Origin of the sequence: Devriesea agamarum (genome assembly GCF_900070355.1) — a bacterium.
Taxonomy (GTDB): Bacteria; Actinomycetota; Actinomycetes; order Actinomycetales; family Dermabacteraceae; genus Devriesea; species Devriesea agamarum.
In genome coordinates this window covers 2,734,879-2,747,200 of the sequence record NZ_LN849456.1, presented here as the reverse complement: position 1 = coordinate 2,747,200, position 12,322 = coordinate 2,734,879, and the positions used below count along the sequence as shown (strand labels likewise).

The window sequence follows — 12,322 nt, the reverse complement described above, 5'->3', positions numbered from 1 at the left end:
GTCTCCCAAACGATGTCGGTGATGTGTATTCGATTGTCCCGGTCGCAGTGGCGGCGGCCTCTATGCAGGCCACACGCCTCGCCAGATCGTGCCCCACCCCGTGTGGGACACGACTCGTGACGCGCGAGTCGGGGTGACAGGATTTGAACCTGCGACCTTCCGCTCCCAAAGCGGATGCTCTACCAAGCTGAGCTACACCCCGTGGGCAACCCGTCCAAGTTTAGCTGGTCCTGCCGCGCACCGCCGCCCCTGAAGGCCCGATGCGGTGTGAACTACAGCGCGAAATGGAACCTCGACATGACGATCAGCCGCACATCTGCTTGAATAGTCACGTCAGCTTCACGCGAGACCATCCCACCCTAACCGGGTGAGAGTTCGCAGATGCGACATGCGGATGTAGCTCAATGGTAGAGCCTCAGTCTTCCAAACTGATTACGCGGGTTCGATTCCCGTCATCCGCTCCACGATGGATACCCATGAGATGGGCAGCCTCAATATGCCAGGTCGCTGTGGTCCACTGGGTATTTATCTGTCAACCTTGGGGCCTGATTCTTGAGGCCATACAGCTTGGGTTTTCTAGGGCGTCAGTGGTCGCCCCCGCCCTGATCTGAAAGTTTGCTTGGCTACACCCTTAAAACCTGGAGCTACCGCACGTCAGAGAATGCGAACATTCGTCCCAAGGGGCATCAATGCGTCGATAGGTATCATTCTATCGCCAGCTAGACGCATAGACGTGGAGCATAATTCGTTCGACCTAGCCGAGCGGCAGCAGCACTTCGATGACGGCGCGTCACCGGGCAGCCAAAACGCCACAACCGTGTCAATATATAGGATATATGCAGTTTTTAGTAAACTTTAAGGTAATTCCTGTACCACGTACGCCACATATTGGGTGAGACCCAGATACTGAACTCCCAAAGAAGAGAATTCCCCCACTCCCTTACCAACCATCAGCCTAATCCAAGACTTCGCACATGCCAGAGATGAACTAGTGGCGAGGCTTGATCACTCGAGAAAAATATGCGCACTTGGGAAAACATTTCTCAGGCATATATGAAAAGTGGGAACCTAAAAGATTATTTCAAATTAATACTCGACGAGCTGCGGACGATCCCTCATAACTCCGATCGTTTAGCGACAGCTAAAGTCGGCATTCTTCGAAGAAATGTAACCATCGCGAACGCGTATGTGGCCGTGCAGCCCGCAGCAAGGCTTCCCGCAACCGACCAATAATTCCAAAGATCGTGCGGCTCAGCCAATATAACGATAGCGGAAGCTATCACCATTACCGGAAGCAGTGCTCCATCAATCGGGCGACGAAACGCCACAGTGAGCGCAACAAAATGCACGGTAACTGCGCCGAGGGTCAACACACCAAACCACCACCATTTATCCATGGTGAAACCAGCCAACAATCCCACCACCACGGCAAAAAACTCCGCGATAGAGGTCATCCCAACTGCCAACCCTTGCGTTTTCGAGAGTCGCCGGGTCACGCCAGGGCGTTTCCTGACAATTAACACCCCAATCAGGAAGACCATCACGGCCGCACACATCCCACTAATTCGCGCCACCCAACAGTCGGCAATGATGAGGGGGGCAAGATAGATTAAGGTGAAAATAATTAAAAAAATTGCATTATTCTTGACCCCGCGCCGCATCCGCCATAGGTCGAAATCGCCTGCCTGGCCCTCCAAAGCATGGCGCCTCTCTAACGAGTCCGATAGATTCACTGATTCATCCTGAGGGGTTAAAGGCACGGGGTCTCTATGAGAATGGGTGTGGTAAGAGCCTTGGTTGGATGACATGCCCATGATGCACCTCCATCAGTTCACGAAGCCTCGGGGCCTGCAAAGCTCTTTGCAGATCCCAGCCAAAATCAACAGGAAGGAGTCGCGGCGCAACGACCATAACCGTCTCAAGTCGCATATTACGTTCGATCTCAGACGTCTGCGTATGCGACCACACATCAATTCCTTCCCGCAAAAGAGCTGATGTGACGGCCCGAAGCATTTTTTCCGGCGGATGGTCCGCATAGATTTCCCATACCGACCTTTCAAGGTCCTTCGGGCGTATCGGGTCTCCCGTACCGCACAAATTTTTGTACTCTTCTTGAGACGCACCGGCAAGAAGTAGCATGTGGTCCTCGATGTCATTCACGACTGTCGGGTTGATTGCGAGTTCTTGAATCCTTTCAATCTTCCTCTGCGCGGCACGCACGCGTTCCGCAACAAATGTCCACGCCTCTTTGATCGCGCCATTAATGGCACCCAAAAGAGTCGGATGACATGCAGTACCTACCGCAGAAACTGGCCCCATTGATAATTGTTTTGTAGCGGTTGCGATAACGACAGGGATCTGAAGTGCGCTTTTGATAAGTCCTACCTCGAATTTAATTCCTAGTAACCGCGCACGGTGACAAATATCTTTTAGCTCGTGCACATCTGAAATATCGAGAATCTGGGGCTGAATCTTCCCATACCAAGAGGCAACAAAAGCATCGCGCTCAATAAGTTCGAGCAATCCAAAGAGTCTCGCTTCATCGATACTAGATCCCGTTGCACACCCAGAGGAGGTAGCGAAGGCCCATAACCGATATCTTGTCTTCTCTCCGTAATAGATGTACTCCCTGGGGATCCATGCCAGCTCACCAGATACTATACTGGTGACTCGAACCCATTCATGCTTTTCATTCGGATCAAATGCTGCACCACGGCGGCCATAAAAACTCGCAGGATACATGGGAAAATCCTCTGGGGTAATCACTTTGCCCTCTAGCTCGTTAGCACTAGCAATTCGCGCTTCACCTGAGCTTTGCAGGGCTCCCACACGCCGTTCAATTCCCTCAAGTAGAGCCATTTTTTGGCTACAACCAAAACGACCAGAATGACCAGACCATGAGAGCTGCCGGACTTCTTTCCCATTCCAATTAAAGGTATTCCCCGTAGCAGGGGCAGCGGTCTGCCATCCTACCTCACAATTAAGACAGCTACCGAGATAACCCGCCACTGGGTTGACAAGAACATCCAGTGGAACTTCTAATTCGTCGATAGAACACCGACGTAACCCGAGAACACTTGAAGATTCAGAGTCCACCTGAGACTTACCTAGGGACCGGAAGGGTTGGCTTAGCCAACCGGATCGAGTAGTGCCACTCTCAAAGCTAAACTCCCAAGCAGCTGACCTGCCTGATTTGATTCCAAAACAAGCCATCTCGCGTTTAATACCTGAGAAAAACCTGTTGATGCTACCCACGACAACCGCACCCGGTGATTGTAGTGCCCGTGTAACAATCTTCGATCTCGTACGAAGCCATCGGTCCATGAGTTCCTGTACCGACAAGTCATGGTTGGCAGCGGCCAAGAATCCACCTGGAATAACGATAGATCCGTCACCGTCGAGTCTTGGCACCAATATCACAATGACATTACTTCCATTTCATTAAACGTTGCGCGAATAAACTGAGCACAGCGGTCATCACTACAAGGTATGCAATCCCGATGCCAACCTTGAGCCAAGAACCTTCGCCGATCAACAACATTGTAACGGCTTCCCGGATATGATAAATCGGAGTGTATGGAGCGACCATCTGGACCCATAAAGGAAGCGCTTCGACAGGTATCGTCGCACCTCCAACATAGCCCAGTGGAATGACCACAAGCATCGCACCCATGGAAACTGCGGCCATCGAAGGTATGACAACGCCTATAATCACACCAAACACAAAGAAAAGCAGGTATCCGAAAGCCATTGGGAGCAGCGCCAGGGGTGCCGTATGGTCCGGCCTCATTCCCATCACAATTGCGACGATAAAAAGCATGGCAGCCTGCATCAAAAGCATGACAACCCCAGCTATCGCTTGAGCGGAAATCACCGTATTGGAAGAAATGGGAAAGCTTCTGAGTACGGTAAGCATACCATTTTCGCGCCAAAGCGCGAGATGGGTTGCTCCAGCAAACACGCCAACAAAAGCGGCACCAAAAGCTAAAACATTGGCGCTAATTGGCCCGGTGAGATCAACACCCTTGACAGGCTCATGGAAAGCTAAAACAAGTACAACAAGTAACCCAGCCGGAACGAGGAATGTAAAAATCATGTTCGACCAGTCTCGAATATCATAGCGAAGAAGGACTCTTGTTAGGGCCCCGAATCTACTCATTCCACATAATCCTTTCCGGTAAGCTGAAGATAAACATCTTCGAGGCGGCCATCGTGTACTTGCGCCTGCCTTGTATCAATACCGTTTTCGGAGAGAATAGCAAAAAGCGCGGCGATGTCATGCGATCTCACCTCTACACCATCCCGGGTAACCCGCAAGGAATCCCTTCCGAGTATTGCCGCGATGGCGTCAGCCTGGTACAGAGCGTTCGGAAGGATAACCGTTGAGCCAAGGTTTGCTTCAACGATAAGTCGGCTAGGACTAGACGTCGTCAGGATTCGCCCCTCCTCGACGATGGACACCGTATCGCACAGCCGCTCCGCTTCATCGAGGTAGTGGGTAGTGTATAAGGTAGTCATGTCCAACAGGTCAGTCGATTGTAGAAGCCCCACTAGAGCGCTCCGAGCTTTCGCGTCCAACCCGGCTGTCGGTTCATCGAGAAACAGAACCAAAGGCCGGTGAACAATAGCCGTGGCCACAGCCAAACGCTGGCGTTCACCACCAGAGAGGCCCTCCACTTTGGTATCCGCCACTTTGACGAGATCTAACACTTCAATCAGGTTGTCAACTCGCCCTAAATCAGTGCAATGAATAGCAGCTACAGCTGAAAGGTGTTCCCGCAACGTTACGCGTGGGAAAAATGCTGATCGTTGCGGCTGAATTCCGACTTTCGCAAGAAGACTAATGTTTCGCGGATAGGGTGATTGTCCAAGAACCTTTATCGAACCTTCGGTTGGTTCCCGAAAACCCTGAATAGCATTGAAAAGAGTAGTTTTACCTGCTCCGTTCGGCCCAATAATCCCGTGAAAAGTTCCTTCTTCGACCTGAAGATCGAGATGTGAGAGGATCGTCTTACGTTTAATGATCACACTAAGACCTCGAACATCAACTGCGTATACTGCCACAAGTAGCCTCTCTTAGAAACTAGCTACGGGTGGGACGCGAGCCTAAGCACGCATCCCACCCACTTTTATGCCAAAGCGAGCCATTTAAAGCAACTTAACAAAATCCAAACGAAACCGATATCAAACTTGCTGCATCGGGCACAACGAGGAACAGTTACATCTAACTCGCCACAGGTGTGTAAGGAACTCGTTTTTTGAGTATCCTAACCTCCCGAAGCCAGTTCAGCTATGAACTAAGTAGCCAACCAGCTATAACCATAAATCCTAGGCGGTAGCACATGAGGAACACGAGGTGCAAGTTGAGGAACAGCACGAACTGCAAGTCGAAGAACAGGAGGACGATGACGAGCAGGTCGAACCAAAAGCCATGTCGGCGAAGTCGACGTAATCCTTAACCTCAAATGTCTCAGCCGTAAAGCTGTCGAGCTCAGCGGCAAGATTCTGCAAATCCATAATGATCTCCTTTCAAATTGCAACCCAGATGAGGGCTCCATTTCCCACATGAGTCAGACGACCCATACCAGTATTATAGTCCATATCAGTACTATAGCAAGCAGGTAGGACCGGTTAGAGGTAGGTGGTAGGCGTACTACATATGGATGATTCGGCAAGCAATATCGTCCGGTCAGGGCCCGGCATGCAACCAACTAAATTTAGTCGGCAGCGATATGCTTCGGGTGCAGGCCTGAATATTTCTCGCCGATTCCAAGCAATAGCAACCTGACACACCAGCAAAGCAGTTACATCAAATTTTGCCGCAGCTTGACAGCATTAAGAAGCTAGTACTTCACAAATACTCATCACCGTCAGACCAATTCGGCCGGATGCCCCTCTAAACATTAATAAAAATTTAATCCTACCGCGAAAAAGAAGAGAAGGGACATTAAGCGGCGGATCAAACTCATCGAGAAATTTGCAAGGTAGGCGCAATCCTTATCGTCAAATATTCTATCCGCAAAGCTATTTAGCTCATTGAAACAATTCTGTAGATTCACTTTAGATTAAGCCCAAGGCGGCCACCTAATTCCACATAAACATAACAACCGAGACTATCATCAAGATCCACCCAAGAGTCGAAACCATCAGCAAGAAAGGATAGAAGCGGATGGCAACCCTGCTACGCACCGGAAGAGCAGTCGGCAAACGATATTTTCCAATAAGAGTTCGGAATGAAACCACTTGAATTTGATCGACACCCCCCAATGCCTCTAAAAGACGAGTAGCATCGGTATTAGGAAATAGCGAAATTCCCAAAGCGATGACGACAGCATCGAACATCATGCACATAGCGGCGACCGTCTGGATTATAGGTTGATTAACTCCAATAAACACACCCACAGGAATGGCCGCCAGAACCATGGACACTAGAGGACCTGCCGCAATTACCCGCACACGTTGAACAGTTTCCAACAAGGAAATTCCTGGCATATAGGTATTCGGCATAGGAATAGGGCCAAATCGCACCAAAGAAAAAAAGGGGAACCTCTTTGAATGGTAATAGAACAGAGCTCCATGCCCGCTCTCATGAATCATGGTCACGGTCACCGTCCACGTGAGAGCGACCAAAACCGCAGGCACGAGACGAGAAGTGCTCGACTCCATTAGCAGCAACAAAGCTCGAGGAATATTAACTGCTAAGAATACACTAGCCGCGATTCCTGCTGCGATCAGCACTCTGAAGAAAATCGGCGAAGCAAGAAACTGAAGCTTTCTCCATAAATCGAGACCTTTACCGGAATCTTTAATAGCTGCAATCTGATCTGATTGTATTCGCATCCTATCGTGCGCTGCACGATCCACATCGGTAGTGCCAGACCTGATTTTAAACGGCCGTTCAACGGCACCCACGAAAGCAAATCTATTAAGGATAGCCATCACCCGGGTATCATCGACAGGTAATCCCTTGTTAGAAAGCTCCGATGTAATCGCAGAAACATTTCTTGCACCATCGATTTCATCAAGAACGCAACGTTCAAGCAAACCTATTTCAATGAGCCGCTCCTCGCCTGTGATGCCGACGGTGGCAACGATCTTGGTTCCGGTCCATCTTGACGGCCCAACTTCCAAACGGGGATTACACTTCGGAACCCAATCAATATTATTATCAGTCAAATTTGCCCCTCATTGCTTCAACAAGTTGATAGGCCAAAAAGCCTTCGTCTGTTACAGAAACCATCATTCTATTATTAGTCATATGTATGAAGGAGTGGCACAATGACCACGCCGCTTCTTCGACTTTAGTGGCAACTCTAACGCCGTCATTATACTCAAAAACAAGCGTCGAATATTTACAAGCCTCTTTAATCTGGTGACGAGTTTTCTGGCACAGCCGAACCCACTCGCCAAGAATTTTAGGGAAACCAGTCGTTTCACCACGGCGGATAGCATCCGCCAACGGAACTATTTTTTTTCTCAGATTCTCTACCGTCACCCGGTGTTCATTGAGTCCGGCTTCTGTAAGATAACTAGCATGCGTCTCATAGCCTTCAGACCACCTGCGATGATAAGCCAATAAAAACTTCTCAACTAAATCAAGGTCATCAAGCAGACAAACGGCCGTAATATATGTAATTTGTGAAGCAATCCCCAGTAATATAGTGCGAACGCCTAAATTTCCAAGATGCATGAGTTGAACAACCAGTTGGGTGGATTCAACAAACTGGCGTTCAGATATCAGAATACCAACCTCGCCACCATATCGCAACCATTCAGGCTCATATTCGCGAATTTCGATTGAGTTATTATTAGCAAATATTGGAGCTCCATCAGAATCAAAATACTTCCATCGATCCGTTTCGGGGTATTCTCCTTTAAATAGATTTTCATAAAAGCTATTATTCATAAGCTCTGCCATCGGATGGTACGAGGGTGAAATTGCAAGATAATCTCTTACCTCACCAAGTACACGCTTATCTAAATCGTCAAGCATCTCGGGTTTGACGCGAAGCCTCAGGCGAACGTGAGAACCTTCAAGCCAGTAGTTGATGAAAAAGTAGTCTCTAATCACGGACTCACTTTGTAGGGCTTCAACTAAAGGTATGATACAGTCGCGAAGCAAAATCAACGGATTCCCACCGTAGAAAACATGGTAGGAACGCCAGACGTGAGACTTACGTAGCTCAGCCTCTTCGCCAAGTGCTTTTGGAATAAAAACGGAACTATTCATTGTTCGATCCAATCCGGCTTATGCCAAGCATGTATTCAGTCACAACCTTGCGACCACCCAAATAGGCCGATGCAGCATTGGGGAGAAACTCAGAGATTTCTACAATAGCTTCCCCTTCAACCTTTCTTAAATCGCTATAAAGAGAAGAGCACGATAACACAAGACGCACGTCAAAGTAGTTTGGTTTCTTCGCCTGACTGGCTTCGTCAGAAATTTTGATAAAGCAACACTCTGGGAGCTCGTTATCCGCCCAAAACTTCAACCATTCGAGGTAACCATTTATCTCAAGTGGGTTAGCATCCGGCATCGCCTTGGAACCAATTAGCGCGCGTGCTCTTGCCACGATAAAGCGCCCCATCTTAAAGCGGGGTATTACCACTATCGAGTTCTCGTTCGGGGAAGCAGTCACATGCGACGTCAACTTCCTACTCATTTCCACGGTGGGATCAAAAAGACTAACCACCCGGTTCCGCCGCGGGGTTGCGGCGGGAACAAGATACCCGGCGTAGACGGGGTGTATCTCCTTGTCCCCATTGGTTAAAACTACGACGTCATTTTTTCTTCGTACCTTAAGGTCGCTGAGATTAATTGAGTCGATCGCCCTCAATGGCCTTGGCTCGCCCGGAAGCACTAAACTCGTCGCGAATAGCGGCTCATGGATATTAAGGTTCGAAAACAATGCCCCGCCACTGAGCTCAACAAGCTGTACTCCAACAGACAAAGCAACGGCCTCGATCTCACTAAGATAATATTGTGGAGGAAAATTGAGCAAATGCGTGAAGCGCGAAATCTGAAATCCGACACCTCCAAAAGCGTCGTTGAGAACATATTCGTCGCTTTCGGGAACGTATTGAAGTAAAACATTGGCATGCCGGAATGGTCTTTGAGGTAAATCTAGATCGGCAGTTGCCCACTCAAGCACTTCGCTAATATCAAACTCCGCCCCGTAGAGATTATTCGCAGCGCGAGTTCCCAGTGGGTACTCTAACACCATTTCATTAAGCCGCTCCACTAATCTACGACGAGCACGTACCCATCGCCACGCTCCTCCCCAGCGCAACCACGGATCCTTTGCGAGATCACTTTCGGCAACACCACTTACATCATACGACTCAAAAGAGTCGAAGAGTTCCTCAATGAAGCCGAGTACGAATTCATCTGCCGGCACCTCGTCCCGGTGCTGGCTATCGAAGTAACCGGTCATAAGAGCTATTTTTACGTTAGAGTCGCTAAGAACATCCAGAAATCGGAACAAGTTATCGACCTCAGCTTCGCTCAGATCGCCTTCCTTAAGCTGGACTCCCTCAAATGAGCCCGCAACGACATCCTCGTAGAGGACAGACCGAGGCATATCGCCATCGACTCCAGCAATCTCATACATCCGGGCTACAAGATTACGGGCAATGCCAAGCTCTTCTATCCGCTTCTGCACATCCCGAAAGTTGCTAAATACCCTACCGCGTTGAACAAATTCATCCATAACCTCGCCAAGTTCCAGGTTCGCTGCGCGCACTTGTGCAACTAAGGAATCCATTCGCAGCGCATCATACGGGTGGACGCTTAGCGCGGGCACACACAAATATCCTAATCTGATCAGGTCCGCTAAAAGAGTGATCGTGACTTGTGGTGCGATTCCGCTCCGCTTAGAAAGCTCAGCACTAAGCTCCCCTAGTTTCATCGAGTTGGCACCTAGGATATGAAGCACGGCCTCGATGAGGGAACGCTGACCAATGATAACACTTGATTCAGTCGCCTTGGCATAATCTGTCCGGGCTAAGATATCTTTGAAATCCCAACGGGTGCGGTCAACGGAGATGACTCCCTGTGTCTCACTCACATAATCGGAAACTCGAACTTTAAACCCGACAAGGTTCTCTGGCAAATCGGCGAGGGTGTGGAGGACCCGCACAATCGGATACACCGAAGGCAGTGATGCCCACCTTTGCGATTGCTTTATCGGACGGGAGCGCGTAGAACCAATAGCAATCGGTCCGAGTGTTGAGAAGGGGCTGGTCTTTGTCGATGCGCGCAGGACATATGATTGGAAAGAGCGTTCTGCCTTCTTGTCTTTCTTATCCACCATCCCCTGCCGCACATGGTCGCTTAAGCGCCGCACAGCAGGTAGCAGTGCAGGCGCCGACACTGCTACTCCGGCCATGAAATGCGAATCTTCGATATAGGCAATAAGTTTTTCACGCTCAATGGTCAAGGCTTCGTCAAAACCAGAACAGATATATTTAATTCCGAAAATGAATTGGCGTAGGTCTTCCGCAAACCGTCCCAATGCTTTTATCACATCGACTCGGGTCACATCATCTATACTTGCAAGTATGTCCCATGCAAAGCGATATTCTCCGTTGAACATATGGCGCCTAAATACAATAAGATTTTTCTTAGTATGACCTTTGCTTATACTGATAAGACTATAAAGCAGACCGCTTATCTCCTCGACATTGCTTTGGAGACTCGAATATGCACGGCGAGTTTTCGTCAAAATATCGACGACTCTAGAGTTCGTAAGCTTGTTGATGACATCGAAGGAAAGTCCCCCAATACGAACTTGACAATAAGGGTCAAGAATAATCATCAAACCCTCCGCACAGTTGTATTGGAATGGAACTGGCCTGAACGCGCGTCGTCTACCCCGGTCATGATCATGAGCATAGGGGTCATCACCTCTTTATCCATATCCGAGTGCTGAGCATGGGCTTCAGCATCGAATCCAAGTGCTGTTCCCGAACCTAGTCCGCGGCGTGCCGCTTCGACTGACAACGCCTGGCATCCCGCACCAATCACGGCATTGATAAGCCTATACCCACGCACACCCCATTCGTGAGCGCACCGGTATACATTAGCGCACGGAATAACGGTAGCCGCAGCCTTCCTACCGTCATAATTTTTCAAGAAGTAGGTACTCGCTAAGAATTCTTGCTGAGTGTCGAAACTTAGAGGCTCGAAATAGTTACTGAATGAACGGTATCGGTAGAGCCCCGGCTTAAGGCCCTCAATCTTAGCTGCATAAACAAGGTACTGCCACTCCACAAAGGAGTTAGGAGCCACAAGATTGCTGACTTGATCAGCACGTTGGAGCAATCCCAAGAGGTCATCTACAGGATATCCTTGACCAGTGAATCGGCCAAAACTTGTCCGTCGACGGAGCATGTTATCTAACCAATGCGCGTGCCGGTTTATCGAAGTACCGGCCGTCACGGCTTTGGGTCGGATTTGTTTGGGGCGGAGAGGAAATCCCCGCATGTCTCTTTGCAACGCCAGGGTTGTTTCAAAATCTCTGGTTTCCCGGTGCTTCGATAAAACCCTACGCGATATCGGAGTATCCAGCCCGTCGGGCTGTTCAGTCATTCTGTGAGTTTGTCCCCAGGCTTGAACCGCATAGACACCGTCTTTCATGGGATCTAACCCCAAAAGGGGCGCCAGCTCGTCCTCATTAGTCCACATGTCCCAGCTGGCCTCAATGCCGTCTCCGACCGCTTCAGCCATCGACGCCATAGTTGTTCCCACATCCATGGCAGTAGCCTGATAGGCAAAATCATTGTATTTGAATCCGCTCCGCCAGTAGTTGATAGTCATGATCAAATAGCGGTCGGAGCAATCCGCATACCCCTGCGCCTGTGCTACGCGATGCGTCTTATCACCCGAGCTAAGCTTCTCCCAGGCATGGCGTATCGGGGTGTAGTGATAAAGACCAGGCTCAAGTTGAACTTGACGATGTCCGCTCTCCACCAAGTAGAAGTCCACGCAGTATCGTCCACCGCCTGAGGCGGTATTTCGGCCCCATTTCACACTCCGGCTTCTACGGTAGACATGTGAATGGTCATTGCGATTTATCGTTAAACGCATTCCCGTAATCCCGTAGGCTATATGGAGCAACGATGCTAAATAATCTGGGTCACACGCTACTATGCCATTCATGACATCAGATCCATCTCCCGGTAAAGACAGATTAAAGGCAGGGGCGCCTGGGTAAAAAGAATGTGTATATGGTTCCCTGTCCCAATCGACTTTCCAGTCATTAATTAACATGCCGTCACGTACACGGTGATAAATAAGGTTCGCATACGCAACCGCTGCAGT

The 12,322-nt window shown here is 49.4% G+C and carries 8 protein-coding genes and 2 tRNA genes; 1 reads left to right on the top strand and 9 read right to left on the bottom strand.

Annotation, left to right across the window (positions count from 1 at the left end):
* Positions 1–128 precede the first annotated feature (128 nt).
* A tRNA-Pro gene (locus BN1724_RS11545) sits at positions 129–202 on the bottom strand.
* A gap of 188 nt (positions 203–390) precedes the next feature.
* Between BN1724_RS11545 and BN1724_RS11540 the strand changes: the two genes are divergently transcribed.
* Positions 391–464: transfer RNA gene (locus BN1724_RS11540), tRNA-Gly, on the top strand.
* 651 nt (positions 465–1,115) lie between these two features.
* Here BN1724_RS11540 and BN1724_RS11535 read toward each other — a convergent pair.
* From BN1724_RS11535 to BN1724_RS11500, 8 genes are all read right to left on the bottom strand, one after another.
* Complete coding sequence (locus BN1724_RS11535; RefSeq protein ID WP_058235483.1) at positions 1,116–1,733, bottom strand: hypothetical protein; 618 nt, start codon at positions 1,731–1,733, stop codon at positions 1,116–1,118.
* Between the two features lie 34 nt (positions 1,734–1,767).
* Complete coding sequence (locus BN1724_RS12755) at positions 1,768–3,096, bottom strand: YcaO-like family protein (protein ID WP_172797128.1); 1,329 nt, start codon at positions 3,094–3,096, stop codon at positions 1,768–1,770.
* A gap of 331 nt (positions 3,097–3,427) precedes the next feature.
* Positions 3,428–4,159, bottom strand: coding sequence for an ABC transporter permease (locus BN1724_RS11525; protein ID WP_058235481.1), 732 nt, complete (start codon positions 4,157–4,159; stop codon positions 3,428–3,430).
* Positions 4,156–5,028, bottom strand: coding sequence for an ABC transporter ATP-binding protein (locus tag BN1724_RS11520; protein WP_197671798.1), 873 nt, complete (start codon positions 5,026–5,028; stop codon positions 4,156–4,158). Before BN1724_RS11520 ends, BN1724_RS11525 begins: the two co-directional genes overlap by 4 nt.
* Positions 5,029–6,084: 1,056 nt before the next feature.
* Positions 6,085–7,176, bottom strand: a complete 1,092-nt coding sequence (locus tag BN1724_RS11515; protein WP_058235479.1) for a hypothetical protein — start codon at positions 7,174–7,176, stop codon at positions 6,085–6,087.
* A complete protein-coding gene (locus BN1724_RS11510) occupies positions 7,169–8,230 on the bottom strand; it encodes a lantibiotic dehydratase C-terminal domain-containing protein (protein ID WP_058235478.1) in 1,062 nt (353 codons plus the stop codon). Before BN1724_RS11510 ends, BN1724_RS11515 begins: the two co-directional genes overlap by 8 nt.
* Entirely contained in the window at positions 8,223–10,817 is a 2,595-nt protein-coding gene (locus tag BN1724_RS11505; protein WP_058235477.1) for a lantibiotic dehydratase, read from the bottom strand. The genes BN1724_RS11510 and BN1724_RS11505 overlap by 8 nt, the downstream gene beginning before the upstream one ends.
* Positions 10,817–11,986, bottom strand: a complete 1,170-nt coding sequence (locus tag BN1724_RS11500) for a nitroreductase family protein (RefSeq protein WP_058235476.1) — start codon at positions 11,984–11,986, stop codon at positions 10,817–10,819. The genes BN1724_RS11505 and BN1724_RS11500 overlap by 1 nt, the downstream gene beginning before the upstream one ends.
* Between the last annotated feature and the right edge of the window lie 336 nt (positions 11,987–12,322).